The sequence below is a fragment of the Arthrobacter sp. CAN_A2 genome (assembly GCF_015752045.1).
Lineage (GTDB): Bacteria > Actinomycetota > Actinomycetes > Actinomycetales > Micrococcaceae > Arthrobacter_D.
Map to the genome: position 1 here is coordinate 176,447 of NZ_JADOUS010000002.1, position 16,331 is coordinate 192,777.

Here is a 16,331-nt window from a genome sequence, read left to right on the forward strand (position 1 = left end):
CATGAAGGCCCTGCGGGACATCCTGTTCAAGGGCAGGGGGCTGGCCCGCTCGCAGGTCTCGCTCTCGGGCTACTGGGCGTACGGCCGGGAGGAGGACACCTTCCAGGCGGAGAAGCGTGAGCCGATCGGCAGGATCCTCGACGACTGACACGACTGACACGACTAACGCGAGCGACACGGCCGGCCGGCCCGCCGCTCCTCAGACGACGGGCGCGGCGCGCGGCCTCCGCCGGGGCACCCGGTCGAGGAGTCCCATCGCGGGCTCGGCGACACGCGCCAGCACGGGCCCGAGCACGGCCATGATCAGCACGTACGTCGTCGCGAGCGCAGCGAGCTCCGGGATCACGGCGCCGGAGGTGACAGCGAGGCCGGCGATGACGATCGAGAACTCCCCGCGCGCCACGAGGGCCGTGCCCGCCCGGGCCCGGCCCAAACGCCCGATGCCCTGGCGGCGGGCCGCCCACCAGCCGGTCGCGATCTTCGTCGCCGTCGTGGCGAGCGCCAGGAGCAGCGCGACCCCGAGCACCGGGGGGATCGACGCCGGATCGGTGTTGAGCCCGAACACCACGAAGAAGATGGCCGCGAAGAGGTCCCGCAGCGGTTCGAGGAGGCGGGCGGCGTTCTCCGCCGTCGCGCCGGAGATCGCGATGCCGAGCAGGAACGCCCCCACGGCGGCCGAGACCTGCAGGGCCGAAGCGAGACCCGCGACGAGCAGGGCCGCACCGATGAGGGTCAGCAGGAAGACCTCGCGGTCCTTGCTGTCGACGATGGTCGAGACCACGTTGCCCCAGCGCAGCGCGACGACGAGCACGAGGGTGACGACGAGCAGGGAGACCCCGACCGTGCCGAGTCCCCCGGCGAAGCTGAGCCCTGCCAGCACCGCGGTGAGGACCGGCAGGTAGACAGCCATGGCGAGGTCCTCGAAGACGAGGATGGCGAGGACGGTGGGGGTCTCCCGGTTGCCGAGCCGGCCGAGATCGCTCATGACCTTCGCGGCGATGCCCGAGGAGGAGATGTAGGTGACGCCGCCCATCACGAGGGCCGCGACCGGCCCCCAGCCCAGGATGACCGCGACGAGGGCGCCCGGGGTGAAGTTCAGGACGAGGTCGACGATTCCCGCCAGCCACGACTGGCGCAGCCCGGTGACGAGCTCCTTGGCCGTGTACTCCAGGCCGAGCAGCAGCAGGAGCAGGACGACGCCGATCTCACTGGCCACCTCGCTGAAGGAGACGACCCCTTCGAGCTGGAGGAAGCCACCCTGCCCGAAGAACAGTCCGCCGAGGAGGTACAGCGGGATGGGCGAGAGCCCGATCCGGCCCGCGAGCCGCCCGAGCACCCCGAGGAACAGGAGAATCGCGCCGAGTTCGATCAGGGTGAGGGCGGTCGTGTGCACAGGCGGCGATCAGCCGTTGCGCAGGATGTCCGCTGCGGCGTCCAGGCCCTCGGAGGTGCCCACCACCACCAGCAGATCACCGGCGGCGAGCGTGAAGTCGGGGGTGGGTGAGGCCTGGACCTGACCCGAGCGGAGCACGGCGACCAGGGACGCGCCGGAGCGCGACCGCATCCTGGTGTCGCCGAGGGCGCGGCCGTCGAAGGGCGATCCGCGGTTGATGTAGAACTGGCGCGTCGAGACGCCGGGAAGGTCCCGGTGCTCCTCCGTCAGCTGCGCGACGAGCTGCCGGGAGCCGAGGAGGTTGCCGATCGTCGCCGCCTCGTCCGGGGTCAGCGGGATGGAGGCGACGCAGGCATCCGGGTCATTGGCCTTCGAGATGATGAGGTCGAGCTCGCCGTCGCGCTGCGAGACGATACCCACCCTTCGACCGGACCCGGTGACGATCTCGCGCCGGACCCCGATGCCGGGAAGGCGTGTTTCGATGACGTTCATGCGATCATCCTAGACCTGCGCGGACTACTCGCCGGCGGGCAGGGCGCTGGTTGTGCTGCCGTTCGCTGAGGGCGTCGCGGCATCCTTCGGCGCGTACAGATCGGGCTCCAGGTAGATGAGCCTGGCGATCGGGACGGCCGCCCGGATGCGCTGCTCGGCGTCGTCGATGGCGGCCGCGATCTGTGCGCCGCTCTCCTGGCTCCCCACCGAGATCTTGGCTGCCACGAGCAGCTCCTCCGGCCCGAGGTGCAGGGTCTTCAGGTGGATGATCCGGGTGGACCCGTCGCTGCCGATGGCCTCCTCGATCTTCGCGACGTGGGCGGCGGAGGCACTCTCCCCGAGGAGCAGGCTCTTGGTCTCCACGGCGAGGATGGCCGCGATGGCCACGAGGAGCAGGCCGATCATCGCCGTCCCGGCCGCGTCCCACAGGCCGTTGTCGGTGAGCAGCGTCATGGAGACCCCGAACAGGGCGAAGAGGAGGCCCAGGAGGGCGCCGGTGTCCTCGAGGAGGATGACGGGCAGCTCGGGCGACTTGGCGGTGCGGACGAAGCGCACCCAGCTCATGCCCCCGCGCGAGGGGTTGGACTCCCGGATGGCCGTGCGGAGCGAGAAGGACTCGGCGACGATCGCCCCGGCGAGGACGGCCAGCGGTACCCACCAGAAGGAGCCCTCGATCGGGTGGGGATCCAGGGCCTTGTGGTACGCCTCGTACAGCGCGAAGAGGCCGCCGACGCTGAAGAGCACGATCGAGACGATGAACGCGTAGATGTACCGCTCGCGGCCGTAGCCGAAGGGGTGTTCCGGACTGGCCTGCTGTTTGGCACGCTTGCCGCCGACGAGCAGCAGGACCTGGTTCCCGGAGTCCGCCACGGAGTGGATACCCTCGGCGAGCATCGACGAGGACCGCGTGAGCGCGAAGGCCACGAACTTGAGTGCGGCGATCGTGAGGTTCGCGGCGAGGGCCGCGATGATCGCCTTGTTTCCTCCGCTTGCTGACATGATCCGTTCCATTCCTTCTGCCCCGCGTCCGCCGGGTTTTCTCGACGGTGATCGGGCCGGCCGCCGACGTCGTGCGCCGGGACCGCCTCCGTTCCCCACTGTACGGACTCGTCGACCGGCCGGGGCCGGAAGAATCGGACCCGGATGTGTGCTGCGCGGGCGCTCAGGCCGGACGGAGCGCCGCGGCCGCGGCGGTCACCCGCTCCGGGTCGGCCCCGAGATCGGCAGGATCGGCGCCGGTGAGCAGGACGGTCGCCAGTTCGGCGATGCCCGACGACGTCTGGAACCCGTACCCGCCCTGCCCCGCGAGCCAGAAGAAGCCGGGGTGGCCTCGGTCGAACCCGACGACCGGGACGGTGGAGTCCCGCTGGGTGCGCAGGCCCGTCCAGGACCGGTGGACGGCCGTGATCCCGAGGGTCGTCACGGTCCCGAGCCGCTCGATGAGGCGCTCGACGTCGCCCGGGTGGGGCTGCGCGTCGCCGGCCTCCGCCGGCTCCGACTCGCACGGCGAGATGAGGACGCCGTCGGCGTCCGGGCGGTAGTAGAAGGAGTCGTCGGCTGCCGCGACCATCGGGGACCCCACCCGGGGGGCGTTGCCCGCGGCGACGATCGCCGCGGTCCGTCGGCGCGGCACGAGTCCCTGGGGCGCGACGCCGCACAGGGCCGCGATGCCGTCGGCCCAGGCTCCCGCCGCGTCGACCACGACCTCCGCGGTGATCGGGCGGTAGCCTGCGCGGACGTTCCAGGCCGCGCCGTCGTAGCGGGCCTCGGTGACCTGCGCCCCGGTGAGGATGATGACGCCGTCGTCGCTCGCGCTCCGCCGGTGGTATTCGAGGAGCAGGTCCGTGTCCGTCCCCACGCACTCCGTGTCGATGGCGGCGGCAGCGAAGGATCCCGGGCGCAGCTGCGGGCAGAGATCGAGGGCCTCGGCGTGGGTGATACGACGCATCGCGGCGCTCGCCCGTGCGTCGACGTCGGCCTCGGATCCGACGAGGACGAAGGACCGCGGCACGGTCAGGGGCAGCCCGGTGGAGGACTGCACCCCGTCGAGCAGGTCGAGCGTGCGCCGCGTCAGGTCCAGGACCGGCCCGGGCCCGTAGCTCGGGATGAGCTGCCGGGCGGAGCGGGAGGAGGTGTGGTAGCCGAGGGTCGGCTCGGCTTCCACGAGGACCACGCTGGAGAACGGGGCCAGCGCGGAGGCCAGCGAAAGGCCGGCGATGCCGCCGCCGATGATCAGGACGTCGCACTCGAGGGAGCTCATCCCGTCATCCTAGGCTCGCCCGCCCCCGGTGGTGCTGTCCTCAGCCCACGTGCGCGCCCGGTGCGCCACCGACGGCGGCTCGCGACCCGCCCGCGGCCACCTCGGCGCGCGCGGCGACGAACGCCCGGACGCAGGCCTCGATGTCCTCCCCCGTGTGCGCTGCCGAGAGCTGCACGCGGATCCGGGCGGCGCCCTTCGGGACCACCGGGTAGCTGAACGCGGTCACGAAGACGCCCTGCGTAAGCATGGCATCGGCGGTCCTGGCCGCGAGGACGGCATCGCCGAACATGACCGGAACGATCGCGTGCTCCCCTGCGATCAGGTCGAAGCCCTCCTCCGTCATGCGGCGGCGGAACAGCGCGGCGTTGGCTGTCAGCGTGGACCGCAGGTCGGTGCTGTTCTGGACCAGGTCCAGGGCGGTCAGGGTCGCGGCGACGATCGACGGCGCGAGCGAGTTCGAGAACAGGTAGGGACGGGCACGCTGCCGCAGGAGGGCGACGATCTCGGCGCGGGCGGCCACGTACCCGCCGGAGGCCCCGCCGAGCGCCTTGCCGAAGGTGCCGGTGAAGATGTCCACCCGGTCGGCGACCCCGGCGTGCTCGGGCGTACCGGCACCGGTGGCGCCCATGAAGCCGACGGCGTGCGAGTCGTCGACCATGACCATCGCGTCGTAGCGCTCGGCGAGATCACAGACGGCTTCGAGCGGCGCCAGGTAGCCGTCCATGGAGAAGACGCCGTCGGTGACGACCAGGCGCCGCCGGGCCCCCGATGCCTCCTGCAGCTTCGCCTCGAGGTCCGCCATGTCGCGGTTGGCGTAGCGGAACCGCTGCGCCTTGGACAGGCGGATGCCGTCGATGATGGACGCGTGGTTCAGGGCGTCGGAGATGACGGCGTCCTCCGCTCCGAGGAGCGATTCGAAGACGCCGCCGTTCGCGTCGAAGCAGGAGGAGAACAGGATGGTGTCCTCGGTGCCGAGGAACCGCGAGACACGGCGTTCGAGCTCGAGGTGCAGGTCCTGGGTGCCGCAGATGAAGCGGACGGACGCCATGCCGAAGCCGCGCTCGTCCAGGGCCGTCTTGGCTGCGGCGATGATGTCCGGGTGGTCGGCGAGGCCGAGGTAGTTGTTCGCGCAGAAGTTCAGCACGCGGGCGTCCTCGGCCCCCAGCGCGCCGGCCGTGATGTGGCTGGACTGCGGTGAGGAGATGCGGCGCTCGTGCTTGAACAGGCCTGCACTGCGGATCTCGTCGAGTTCCCCGGCGAGCTGGTCGCGGACTGCTGAATACATGGTGTTCCACTCCTCCTAGAGCGTGGTCCAGTCGAGGACCACTTTGCCGCTCGCGCCACTGCGCGCTGTTGCGAATCCCTGCTGCCACTCGCGGGCAGGCAGGCAGTCGGTGACCACGGACGAGACGGCCTCGCGCAGGGTCCGGTTGGACTGCAGCATGGCGCTCATCGCATACCAGGTCTCGAACATCTCCCGACCGTAGATGCCCTTGAGGGTGAGCATATGCGTGACCACCTTGCCCCAGTCGATGGAGATCGGGCCTGCCGGCAGGCCGAGCATGGCGATCCGCCCGCCATGGTTCATATTGTCGATCATCTCGGGCAGCGCGGTGGCATGACCTGACATCTCCATCCCGATGTCGAAGCCCTCCTTCATGCCGAGCTCGCGTTGCGCGTCGGCGACGCGCCTCCGGCTGACGTCGATGGCGATGTCCGCCCCGACACCGCAGGCGAGGGCGAGCCGGGGCGCAGAGACGTCGGTGATCGCGATCTTGCGGGCCCCCGCGTGGCGGGCGACGGCGACGGCCATCAGGCCGATGGGTCCGGCGCCGGTGATCAGCACGTCCTCGCCGACGAGCGGGAAGCTCAGCGCGGTGTGGACGGCGTTGCCGAAGGGGTCGAAGACGGCGCCGAGCTCGGGGGTGATGGTGGCGTCGTGCACCCAGACGTTGGTCTCGGGGACGACGACGAACTCGGCGAACGCGCCGTCGCGCTGGACGCCGACGCTCGAGGTGCGGATACACATCTGGCGGCGCCCGGCACGGCAGTTGCGGCAGATCCCGCAGACGATGTGCCCCTCGCCGGAGACGCGGTCCCCGATGCGGACGTCCCGGATGCCCTCGCCGAGGGCGACGACCTCACCGTAGAACTCGTGGCCGGGGATCAGCGGCGCGGAGATCATGCCCTGCGCCCAGGTGTCCCAGCTCTCGATATGGAGGTCGGTGCCGCAGATGCCCGTCGTGACGACCCGGATCTTGACCTCACCCCACCCCGCGTCGGGTTCGGGCCGGTCCACGAGCTCGAAGCCGGGGTGTGCCCCGGATTTGTACAGCGCCTTCACTGAACGGTTCCTTCCATGCCGCGCCTGTCCCCGGCGGATCGCGTCGGGGCCGTGCGGTACGAGTGCCTGGGCGGAATGTGCCCGGAGCAACAGTATCAGCGGTGTCCGTCCTCGAGGACGGCGGCGAGGATCCCCACGCCGAGGCCGAGGAACGCCGGGGAGTCGTCGGAGGTCATCGCCAGGGCGCTCCCCATGCTCAGCGCCCAGCCCCGGGCCCGCTCCCAGGTCGCGGCGTCGACCGGGCGCAGGCGGTGCGTCTCGGCGCGGAACGCGGACCGACCGGCGGCGTCGAAGTGCAGCCAGGCCGCCGCGAGGTCCGTGGCGGGATCCCCGGAGCACAGGTCGCCGAAGTCGACGACTCCGGCGAGCGTGCCGTCGGGCGCGAGGACGACGTTGGCAGGATGGAGGTCGCCGTGCAGCCAGAGCGGCGCGTTCTGCCGGCCCGGTGCGGCGAGGGCGGAGTCCCAGACGCGCAGCAGGGCGGCGGTGGGCACCCCGGGGATGTCCGGGAGCGAAGCCAGCCGTGTCCGCAGGACGTCGTCGCGCGCCGCGAGCGGACCACCGCGCCCCACGGGACTGACCGGGGCATCACGTGGTGCGGGCTGGTGGAACCCGGCGAGGAAGCGCGCGAGCGGGACGGCCGCAGGAGAGCGCCCGGCCCGGGGCACGGTGATGCCGCTGACCCCGTCGATCCAGCGGGAGACGGACCAGTGCCACGGGTAGCCGGCGCCGGGGACGCCGATCCGGACGGGCGCCGACGTCGGCAGGGTGAGGTGGGCGGTCAGCCGGGGGACCCACTGCTGCTCCGCGACCATCAGCCCGGCGCCCGCCTCGCGGCGCGGCAGCCGCACCACGAGATCCTCCCCCAGCCGGAACAGCACGTTGTCCCACCCGTGACCGGCGGGACGGAGCGGGAGATCCGCCAGATCCGGGTGCTGGTCGGCGAGCAGCGACCTGACGAGGGAGGGCGCGATGTCGATCTCCGCCCTCGGCAGTACCGCCATCGCGCCCTCCCCGTGGATGCTGCCGGTGCTAGCCTTCGACGCCGAGGCGCTGAAGGATGAGCTCGCGCACGCGTCCCGCATCGGCCTGTCCGCGCGTGGCCTTCATGACGCCGCCCACGATCGCACCGACGGCCTGGACCTTGCCGCCGCGGATCTTGTCCGCGACGTCGGGCTGGGCCGCGAGGGCGCCGTCGATCGCCTCGAGCAGCGGGCCGTCGTCGGACACGACGGCGAGGCCGCGCTTCTCGACGACCTCCGCGGGCGTGCCCTCGCCGGCGAGGACGCCGTCGAGCACGTCGCGGGAGAGCTTGTCGTTGATCTTGCCGGTCTCGATGAGCGCGTTGAGTTCGACGATCAGCTCGGGTGTCACGCCGAGCTCGGCGGGCTCGACGTCGGCCAGCTTGGCGCGGCGGGAGATCTCGCCCATCCACCACTTGCGGGCGATAGCGGCGCTCACGCCGGCGGTGATGGTGTCCTCGATCGAGGACATGACCCCGGCGTTGACGACGTCGCGGAACTCGGCGTCGGAGTAGCCCCAGTCGGCCTGCAGGCGCTTGCGGCGCTCGGCGGGCGGCTCGGGGAGTTCGGCGCGCAGCTTCTCGATCCACGCCTCGTTCGTCACGACCGGCACGAGGTCCGGCTCCGGGAAGTAGCGGTAGTCGTCGGCGTCCGACTTGGGGCGCCCCGACGTCGTCGAGCGCGTGTCCTCGTGCCAGTGGCGCGTCTCCTGCTGGATCGGCGTACCCGAGTCGAGGACGGCGGCGTGCCGCTGGATCTCGTACCGGACGGCGTGCTCGACGGCGCGCAGGGAGTTGACGTTCTTGGTCTCGGTGCGGGTGCCGAACTTCTCCTGGCCCTTCGGCTTGAGGGAGACGTTCGCGTCGCAGCGCACGTTGCCGCGCTCCATGCGGGCGTCCGAGACGCCGAGGTTCTTGACGATCTCGCGGATCGCAGCGACGTAGGCCTTGGCGAGCTCGGGGGCGCGTGATCCGGCGCCGACGATCGGCTTGGTGACGATCTCGATCAGGGGCACGCCCGCGCGGTTGTAGTCCACGAGGGAGAACTCGGCGCCCTGGATGCGACCCGTCGCGCCACCCATGTGGGTGAGCTTGCCGGCGTCCTCCTCCATGTGGGCGCGCTCGATCTCCACCGTGAACACGGTGCCGTCGGCGAGCTCGATGTCGATGGTGCCGTCATAGGCGATCGGGTCCTCGAACTGGGAGGTCTGGAAGTTCTTCGGGGTGTCCGGGTAGAAGTAGTTCTTCCGTGCGAAGTAGCACTTCTCGGCGATCTTGCAGTTGAGCGCGAGGCCGATCTTGATCGCGGACTCGACGGCGACGCCGTTGACGACGGGCAGGACGCCGGGCAGGCCGAGGTCCACCGGGGTCACATTGGTGTTGGGGACGTCCCCGAACGCGTTGGGCGCGGAGGAGAACATCTTCGTCCGCGTGTTGAGCTCCACGTGGACCTCGAACCCGAGCACCGGATCGTACTTCTCGATGGCCTCGTCGAAGGACAGGACCTCATCGGTTACAGCAGTCATTACTTACCACCTGTGATCTCGGGGGCCTTGGCCAGCAGCGGCCCGCCCCACGTCTCTTCGAGCAGCGATTCGAGGACGGCGCCCACGCGGTAGAGGCGCGCGTCCTTGCGGGCGGGGGCGAGGAGCTGGATGCCGACGGGCAGCCCGTCCTCGTCCGCGAGGCCACCGGGCAGCGACAGTCCGGGGACGCCGGCCATGTTCGCCGGGATGGTGGCGACGTCGTTCAGGTACATCGCCAGCGGGTCGTTGAGCTTCTCGCCCAGCTTGAACGCCGTGGTGGGGGCGGTCGGCGAGATCAGGACGTCGGCCTGCTCGAACGCGGCGGCGAAGTCGCGCTGGATGAGCGTGCGCACCTTCTGGGCCGAGCCGTAGTAGGCGTCGTAGTACCCGGCGCTCAGTGCGTAGGTGCCGAGGATGATGCGGCGCTTGACCTCGTCGCCGAAGCCGGCCGCGCGGGTGGCTCCCATGACGCGCTCGATCGTGGGCGTGCCCTCAGGCACCACGCGCAGGCCGAAGCGCACGCCGTCGTACTTGGCGAGGTTGCTGGAGGCCTCGGACGGCATGATCAGGTAGTAGGCGGCGAGCGCGTACCGGAAGTTGGGGCAGGAGACCTCGACGATCTCGGCGCCCGCCGAGCGCAGCAGCTCGAGCGACTCGTGGAAGCGCGTGAGGACGCCGGCCTGGTAGCCCTCGCCCTGGAGTTCCTCGATGACGCCGATGCGCATGCCGTCGACCTGGCCGAGGCGGGCGGCTTCGACGAGCGCGCCGACCGGGTCGGTGAGCGACGTCGAATCGTGGGGGTCGTGGCCGCCGATGACCTCGTGCAGCAGGGCGCTGTCGAGGACCGTGCGGGACACGGGGCCGATCTGGTCGAGCGAGGACGCCATCGCGATTGCACCGTAGCGGGAGACACCGCCGTAGGTGGGCTTCACGCCGACCGTGCCGGTGACGGCGCCGGGCTGGCGGATGGACCCGCCGGTGTCGGTGCCGAGCGCGAGGGGTGCCTCGAACGCTGCGACGGCGGCCGCGGACCCGCCGCCGGACCCGCCGGGGATGCGGTCGAGGTCCCAGGGGTTGCGGGTGGGCCCGAAGGCGGAGTGCTCGGTGGAGGAGCCCATGGCGAACTCGTCGAGGTTCGTCTTGCCGAGGATGGGCATCCTGGCGGCGCGGAGCTTGCGGACCACGGTGGCGTCGTAGGGGCTCTGCCAGCCCTCGAGGATCTTCGACCCGGCCGTGGTGGGCTGACCTCGAGTGACGATCAGGTCCTTCACGGCGATGGGGACGCCGGCGAGCGGGTGCAGCGTGTCGCCGTCGATGCGGGCCTTGTCGACCCCGGCGGCGACGAGCAGCGCCTCATCGGTGTTGACGTGCAGGAACGCGTTGATCGCGCCGTCCACGGCGTCGATGCGGTCGAGGTAGGCCTGCGTCGCCTCGACGGCGGAGACCTCCTTCGCGGCGAGCTTCTGCGAGAGGGCGTCGGCGGAGAGGTGGATCAGGTCGGTCATGGGTTACTCCCCGTCCAGGATTGCCGGGACCTTGAAGCGGCCGTCGGCGTTGTCGGGAGCGCCGAGGAGGGCCTCCTCGTTGCTGAGGGTCTCCCCCACGACGTCGTCGCGGAACACGTTGCTCAGCGGGATCGGGTGGCTCGTCGCGGGGACGTCGTCGCCGGCGACCTCGCTCACGCTCTTGATGGAATCGACGATCACCGCGAGTTCCCCGGCCATGCGGTCGAGCTCGTCGTCGGTCATGTCGATGTGGGCGAGCCGCGCAAGGTGCGCGACGTCGTCCCGGTTGATCTCAGCCATGGATCTCCCCTGGAAGTCGGAGGTGGGTATCTGCCTCCAGTCTAGTGCTGGCGCGGTCGGCGCCCGGCATCAGCGGGGCCGGCACCCGACGACGACGGACGCGGACGCCTACAGGGGCAGGCGGAACACCCAGAGCAGGATGTCCTCGTTCGGGACCTCCCAGTCCCGGCCCGGCACGCGGACGAAGCCCATCGACTCGTAGAGGCGGTGCGCCCGGACCATGTCGGAACCGCTCGTCAGGCTCACGGCCTCGATGCCGGGGAGGGTGCGGGCGTGCTCGATGATGCGCTCCACCATGGCCCGGCCCACCCCGCCGCGCTGCACCGCCGGGTCCACGGCGAGCATGCGGAACTCCAGCTCCCCGTCGACGGCGATGTCCGTGTACCGCTGGCCCGCGAAGGTGAGGGCGACCGACCCGACGACGACGCCGCCGCGCTCCGCCACCCAGACCTCGGCGTGCTCGGCGCGGTGCTCGATGTCGGCCAGCACGGCCATGTAGGGGTGCGCCTCGTCGGTGAAGTACCCGGCGTCGAGGTAGGCGCCGCGCGTGATGCGGCGGACGTCGTCGTAGTCCTCGGGCTGGATGGGCCGGATGGTGATGCGGGCATCGGAGAGGGCGTTCCCTGAGGGTGCGTTGGTCACCGATCCATTTTGTCACGCGGCCTTGTCACGCGGCGACGCCGCCGGGACGCCGTCGTCCCGGCGGACGCCGTTCCTCCCCCGGCCTGGGTCAGGCCCGGGTGATGGGGAGTTTCCTGGGGCCCTCCGGCTTCTTGTCGTCCGGAAGCGGCGTCCGGACGTCCAGCACGCCGTCGGCGTAGCTGGCCCGGATGTCCTCGTCCTTCACGCCGTCGGGGAGCACGATGTCGCGTCGGAAGGCGCCGTACCGGAATTCGGTCCGGTACCCGTTCTTGTCCTTGTGCTCTTCCTTCTCCTCGCGGTGGGCGCGGATCCGCAGGAAGCCGTTCTCGATGCTGACCTCGATGTCCTTGTCGGGATCGAGTCCCGGCATCTCCGCGCGGACCACCATGTCCTTCCCGTCGACGAATTCCTCGACCCGGATGGAGGCCGGACCGGACGACGACGACTCGATGAGTCGCTCCATCGAATCGAGCAGGTCCATGGGAGACCTGGTGCCGGCGTTGAAGGGGAAGTTCCGTCGGCTGGATCCGAACGGCGGCCATCGCCGTGCATCAGTCATGACAAACTCCAGACTCTTGGTGGGATCGGCCCGATCCGGGCCAGGTCCTCCGAGTAGACACCGATCATGCCTGCACCGACAGGGACGAAAGACCTCCCTTCCCCCGGGAACCGGGCGGGCCGGCGGGGCACGTCAGTGCGGGGCCTTGTACATCTTCGGTGCGGGGAGGCCCGCTTCCTCCCGGACCCGCCGCGCGAACCGCTCGATGGACGTGAGCGCGGAGACGACGTCCGCGGGCCGGACCTCGAACGGCATGGCGTGGATGGTCTCGCCCGCCACGGTCGCCGTGGTGGCGATGAGTTCGAGTTCCTTGGTGTCCTCCGGGGCCAGCCCGATCTCCGTCAGGGTGGTGGGCAGGCCGACCCGCGTCGTGAATTCGATGAAGTCGCGGATGTCCTGTGTCGGGGCGCCCTCGAGGATGAGCTGGGTCAGGGAGCCGATGTTGACCTTCTGACCGTGCGCCAGTCCGTGGGTCTGCGGCACCGCGGTGAGACCGTTGTGGATGGCGTGGGCCGCGGCCAGGCCGCCCGACTCGAAGCCGAGGCCCGAGAGGAGCGTGTTGGCCTCGATCACCTTCTCCACGGCCGGGGTGACGAGGTGGTCGCGGACCGCATCGAGGGCCGGCAGGGCGTTGTCCCAGAGGACGTCCCAGCTCAGGCGAGCGAGGGCCGTGCCGGTGAGAGTGGGCAGCCCTCCCGCCATCGTCAGGGAGCTCGACGCCGCCGTCGCCCGCGCTTCGAGCCATGTCGCCAGGGCGTCGCCCACTCCAGCGGCGAGGAAGGCCGCCGGGGCGTTGGCGACGATCCGGGAGTCGACGAGGACGAGGTCCGGGTTGCGCGGGAAGAAGCGGTATTCCTCGAAGGTGCCGTCCTCGGTGTAGACCACGGCCAGGGCCGACGTCGGGGCGTCGGTCGACGCGACGGTGGGGACGGTGACCCACCGGATGCCGGCCAGGAATCCGGAGGCCTTGACGGCGTCGATGGTGCTTCCCCCGCCCACCGCAACGGCGACGTCGGCCTTCGTCCGTTTGATCACCTCGACGAGGCGGTCGATCTCCCGGGCCGACGGCACACCCCCGAACGCCTCCCGCGTCACGGGCAGCCCGGCCGCCTGGAGGGACGAGGTCACGTCGTGTCCCACGAAACCCCAGACGACGTCGTCGGCGACGACGAGCGGTGTGCTCCCGATCGGTGCGAGGTATTCGCCGAGCCGGGAGATGGCCCCCGGACCCTGGGCGTACCGGCCGGGGCTGATGACGGAACGGATGGGACTGGGCATGGGGACCTCCTGGGGGTCTCGTGGGTTGGCGGGTGGTCTCTCGTGACGATCGGTCGTGGTGTCAGGGCACGAGGATGGCCCTGCCTCTCACCCGGCCCTCGTCCAGGTCGTCGATGGCCTGCTGGAAATCGTCCAGCGCGTACTTCTGCGTGTGGAGGGTGACGGCACCGCGGGCCGCCAGGGCCATGAGGTCCTGCAGGTCGTTGTAGGAGCCGACGAGGTTGCCGATGATGTTGATCTCGGTCGAGATGATGTCGATGGTCGGGACGTCGATGTTCTCGCCGTAGCCCACCACGTAGTAGTCCCCCGCCCGGCGCAGCATCGCGATGCCCTGTGCGGTGGCGCCGCCCTCGCCGACGAAGTCGACGAGGGCCTCCGCACCCTTCCCATCGGTGAGGGCGAGCACACGCTCCACCTGGTTCCCGTCGGCCAGGACGCCCTCGTGCGCCCCGATGTCCCGTGCAAGCTCGAGGGCCGCTGCACTGCGGTCCACGACGACGATGCGCGCGGGGGTGAGCGCCCTCAGGACCTGGATGCCGATGTGCCCGAGTCCGCCGGCACCGATGACGACGCACGTATCACGGGGCGTGAGCCGCTTCGCGGCCTTGGCGGCCGCATGGTAGGCGGTGAGGCCGGCGTCCGCGAGGGCCGCGACGTCCGCCGGCTCCAGGGAGTCGTCGATCATGACCACCGAGCGGGCGGTGGTCAGGAGGTACTCGGCGTAGCCCCCGTTGGTGTCGATCCCCGGGAACTGGCTGACCTCGCAGTGCACGTCGTCCCCGGACCGGCAGGCGCGGCACAGGCCACACGTCATGAGGGGGTGGAGGATCACCTTGTCGCCCACGCCGACATTCGTCACGGCGCTCCCGACGGCATGCACCCAGCCGGCGTTCTCGTGCCCGATGGTGTAGGGCAAATGGACCTGGGATTTCTCCTCCCACTGGCCCTCGAGGATGTGCAGGTCGGTGCGGCAGACCCCCGCACCGCCGACCCTGACGACGACGTCGAACGGACCGCTGATGCTCGGCATCGGCACCTCGGCCATCTTCAGAGCTTGGTGGTAGCCGACGACCTGGACTGCTCGCATGGTGCTCATGAGTGGAGTTCCTTAACGCTGAGGGGTAGTAGGGCGTGGCGGTCGGCGTCCTCGGCGCCTTCCGGCCGGAAGGCCTGGTCCGCGCCGGAGCCTTCGTAGCGGGTGCGGAGGAGCCCCCGGCAGAAGTGCGCGTTCCCGTCGATGGAGATGCGGGTGGACCGGGCACGGCGCAGGGCGAGCGGGACGGCCTCGACGGGATAGGGGCGGCCGTCGTCGTCGACCAGCACGGGCGCGTCGGCATCTCCGGACAGCCCGAGCGCCGCCCGTCGGCGGAGCAGCGCGTCCGTCTCGCGGCCCGGCGGGAGGTCCTTCAGGCGCACCCCGCCGACGTCCTCCACCCGAAGCCCGGCATCGGCGCGCAGCAGACCGGTGAGGCAGCGCTCCATGGCGGCCGTGTGCGCCTTCCGCCGGAACGTGTGCCGCAGGTCCTCGAGGCTGTCCTCGGCCTCGTGGAGGAATGTGCCGCGGTACCCGGCGTCCGCCGCGAGACCCGTGTTGATCAGGTCCGAGTCGTGGTGGTCGTCCAGTTCGACGACGACGGCGGCCACACCGGGGATCGCCGACACCGCATCCTTGCTGTCGGACGCCATGAGGTAGGCGAAGTTCGGCGAGCAGAAGGACGTGGGCAGGCGCAGGTGCACCCGGACCGTGGGATCCGGGCCCCCGTCCCCCTCGCCGTCCACCTGGATGGATCGGACGAACCCGAGTTCGGTGATGGGCTCGTCGAGCTCCGGATCGAAGACCGCGTCGAGGCTCCGGCGGACGTCGTCCTCGGTGACCCGGTGCGCGCTCCCGGCGAGTTCGGCGTGCGCAGGGGTCATTGTGCGCTCGCGAGATCGGCCCGTTCCGGCTGCCGGGGCCCCGTCGCGGTCTCCTCGGCATCGGGGAGCTGGAGCTCCGCGGGCACCGGGATGTCGTACATCTTCGCCGCGTTGAGGCCGAGGATCTTCTTCTTCTGCGCGATGGTGAGCGGCGCGTACTCGGTCATGTCTTCCGGGATCTGGAAGTCCACGAACTGCTCGACGAGCCACCGCGGTGTCCACAGCGCGTAGTCGCTGGAGAACTGGATGCGGTCCTCCCCGATCCAGTAGATGAGCTCGCCGAGGATCTGGGCGAAATACCGCGGACGGGTGTGCATGAACGGCATCGCCACGGCCAGGCCGCCGTGGACGTTGGGCTCCTGCGTGGCGATCCAGCAGAAGTCCTCCAGCCGGGGCAGACCGACGTGCTCCACGATGAAATTGAGGTCGGTGAAATCGGTGGCGGCGTGGTCGACGTCGGAGACGTCGAAGGCGTCCCGGTCGAGGGGCCGGATGGTCGGGCCCTTGTGGACGTGGATGTTCTTGATCCCGAGGGCGCGGCACTCCTCGAAGTACCGGGTGGCCCAGGGGTCGGACAGCTTGTAGCCGCGCGAGTCGCCATGCCACTCCGCGGTGTACAGCTTCACGCCCTTGAAGCCCATCCGCTCGTGATCGGCGCGCAGCTGATCCAGGCCCGCCTCGCCGTTACGGGGATCGAAGCAGTGGTTGTAGGTGAGCTTGTCCGGGTGCGCCGACGCCAGTCCGTAGGCCTCCTCGGTCTGCCCGAACCCCCGGTGGTAGAACTCGCCGAGGTACGCCGGCTGGAAGATGGCGTGGTCGACGTACCCGTCCGTGAACAGGTCCTTCATGAGGCGTTCGCCGCCCTGGTAGAGGTAGTCCTCGTAACTCCACGTCTCCGATTCCGGGGAGAGGTTGCGGTGGTAGTCGTAGAAGCAATCGATGAACTGCTTGCCGTGGATGCTGCGCTGGTTCTCGGGACGGGCGTCCCAGAGGGCTATGTGCGCGTCGACAATGAAATAGTTCTCGCCGTCTTTGCTGTACATCTTCGATCTCCTCCTGGCAACTCCCGTAGTCGCGACAGGACCGACGTTAGG

General features: G+C 70.4%; 17 protein-coding genes. 1 reads left to right on the plus strand and 16 read right to left on the minus strand.

Annotated features, from left to right (window positions below; translation table 11 throughout):
* Position 1 precedes the first annotated feature (1 nt).
* Positions 2-148 carry a hypothetical protein gene (locus IWX63_RS16920; RefSeq protein WP_442859088.1) on the plus strand — a complete coding sequence of 49 codons (147 nt, stop codon included), beginning with the start codon at positions 2-4 and terminating at the stop codon, positions 146-148.
* Between the two features lie 51 nt (positions 149-199).
* On the opposite strand, the gene IWX63_RS03070 is transcribed toward IWX63_RS16920, so the two are convergent.
* The 16 genes from IWX63_RS03070 to IWX63_RS03145 form a co-directional block, all read right to left on the minus strand.
* On the minus strand, positions 200-1,393 hold the full coding sequence (locus IWX63_RS03070; protein WP_199276675.1) for a cation:proton antiporter: 1,194 nt from the start codon (positions 1,391-1,393) through the stop codon (positions 200-202).
* Between the two features lie 9 nt (positions 1,394-1,402).
* A complete protein-coding gene (locus tag IWX63_RS03075; RefSeq protein ID WP_199276676.1) occupies positions 1,403-1,885 on the minus strand; it encodes a cation:proton antiporter regulatory subunit in 483 nt (160 codons plus the stop codon).
* A gap of 24 nt (positions 1,886-1,909) precedes the next feature.
* On the minus strand, positions 1,910-2,884 hold the full coding sequence (locus tag IWX63_RS03080; protein WP_199276677.1) for a cation diffusion facilitator family transporter: 975 nt from the start codon (positions 2,882-2,884) through the stop codon (positions 1,910-1,912).
* A 163-nt stretch (positions 2,885-3,047) separates the two neighbouring features.
* Entirely contained in the window at positions 3,048-4,145 is a 1,098-nt protein-coding gene (locus tag IWX63_RS03085; protein ID WP_199276678.1) for an NAD(P)/FAD-dependent oxidoreductase, read from the minus strand.
* 40 nt (positions 4,146-4,185) lie between these two features.
* A complete protein-coding gene (locus tag IWX63_RS03090) occupies positions 4,186-5,430 on the minus strand; it encodes a glycine C-acetyltransferase (protein WP_199276679.1) in 1,245 nt (414 codons plus the stop codon).
* Between the two features lie 15 nt (positions 5,431-5,445).
* Positions 5,446-6,489 carry an L-threonine 3-dehydrogenase gene (tdh, locus tag IWX63_RS03095; protein ID WP_199276680.1) on the minus strand — a complete coding sequence of 348 codons (1,044 nt, stop codon included), beginning with the start codon at positions 6,487-6,489 and terminating at the stop codon, positions 5,446-5,448.
* 95 nt (positions 6,490-6,584) lie between these two features.
* The gene (locus IWX63_RS03100; protein WP_199276681.1) at positions 6,585-7,493 is read right to left on the minus strand and encodes an aminoglycoside phosphotransferase family protein; all 909 of its coding nucleotides are present in this window, start codon (positions 7,491-7,493) and stop codon (positions 6,585-6,587) included.
* A 28-nt stretch (positions 7,494-7,521) separates the two neighbouring features.
* A complete protein-coding gene (gatB, locus tag IWX63_RS03105) occupies positions 7,522-9,036 on the minus strand; it encodes an Asp-tRNA(Asn)/Glu-tRNA(Gln) amidotransferase subunit GatB (RefSeq protein WP_199276682.1) in 1,515 nt (504 codons plus the stop codon).
* A complete protein-coding gene (gene gatA, locus IWX63_RS03110; protein WP_199276683.1) occupies positions 9,036-10,541 on the minus strand; it encodes an Asp-tRNA(Asn)/Glu-tRNA(Gln) amidotransferase subunit GatA in 1,506 nt (501 codons plus the stop codon). The genes gatB and gatA overlap by 1 nt, the downstream gene beginning before the upstream one ends.
* Positions 10,542-10,544: 3 nt before the next feature.
* Positions 10,545-10,841, minus strand: coding sequence for an Asp-tRNA(Asn)/Glu-tRNA(Gln) amidotransferase subunit GatC (gatC, locus tag IWX63_RS03115; RefSeq protein ID WP_104168350.1), 297 nt, complete (start codon positions 10,839-10,841; stop codon positions 10,545-10,547).
* A 108-nt stretch (positions 10,842-10,949) separates the two neighbouring features.
* Positions 10,950-11,483 carry a GNAT family N-acetyltransferase gene (locus tag IWX63_RS03120; protein WP_334685586.1) on the minus strand — a complete coding sequence of 178 codons (534 nt, stop codon included), beginning with the start codon at positions 11,481-11,483 and terminating at the stop codon, positions 10,950-10,952.
* Between the two features lie 88 nt (positions 11,484-11,571).
* On the minus strand, positions 11,572-12,042 hold the full coding sequence (locus IWX63_RS03125) for an Hsp20/alpha crystallin family protein (RefSeq protein WP_199276684.1): 471 nt from the start codon (positions 12,040-12,042) through the stop codon (positions 11,572-11,574).
* 132 nt (positions 12,043-12,174) lie between these two features.
* The gene (locus IWX63_RS03130) at positions 12,175-13,320 is read right to left on the minus strand and encodes a glycerol dehydrogenase (RefSeq protein WP_199276685.1); all 1,146 of its coding nucleotides are present in this window, start codon (positions 13,318-13,320) and stop codon (positions 12,175-12,177) included.
* A gap of 61 nt (positions 13,321-13,381) precedes the next feature.
* The gene (locus IWX63_RS03135; RefSeq protein WP_199276686.1) at positions 13,382-14,416 is read right to left on the minus strand and encodes an NAD(P)-dependent alcohol dehydrogenase; all 1,035 of its coding nucleotides are present in this window, start codon (positions 14,414-14,416) and stop codon (positions 13,382-13,384) included.
* Positions 14,413-15,237, minus strand: a complete 825-nt coding sequence (locus IWX63_RS03140) for a metal-sulfur cluster assembly factor (protein WP_199276687.1) — start codon at positions 15,235-15,237, stop codon at positions 14,413-14,415. The genes IWX63_RS03135 and IWX63_RS03140 overlap by 4 nt, the downstream gene beginning before the upstream one ends.
* Positions 15,234-16,280, minus strand: coding sequence for an amidohydrolase family protein (locus tag IWX63_RS03145; RefSeq protein ID WP_199276688.1), 1,047 nt, complete (start codon positions 16,278-16,280; stop codon positions 15,234-15,236). The genes IWX63_RS03140 and IWX63_RS03145 overlap by 4 nt, the downstream gene beginning before the upstream one ends.
* Between the last annotated feature and the right edge of the window lie 51 nt (positions 16,281-16,331).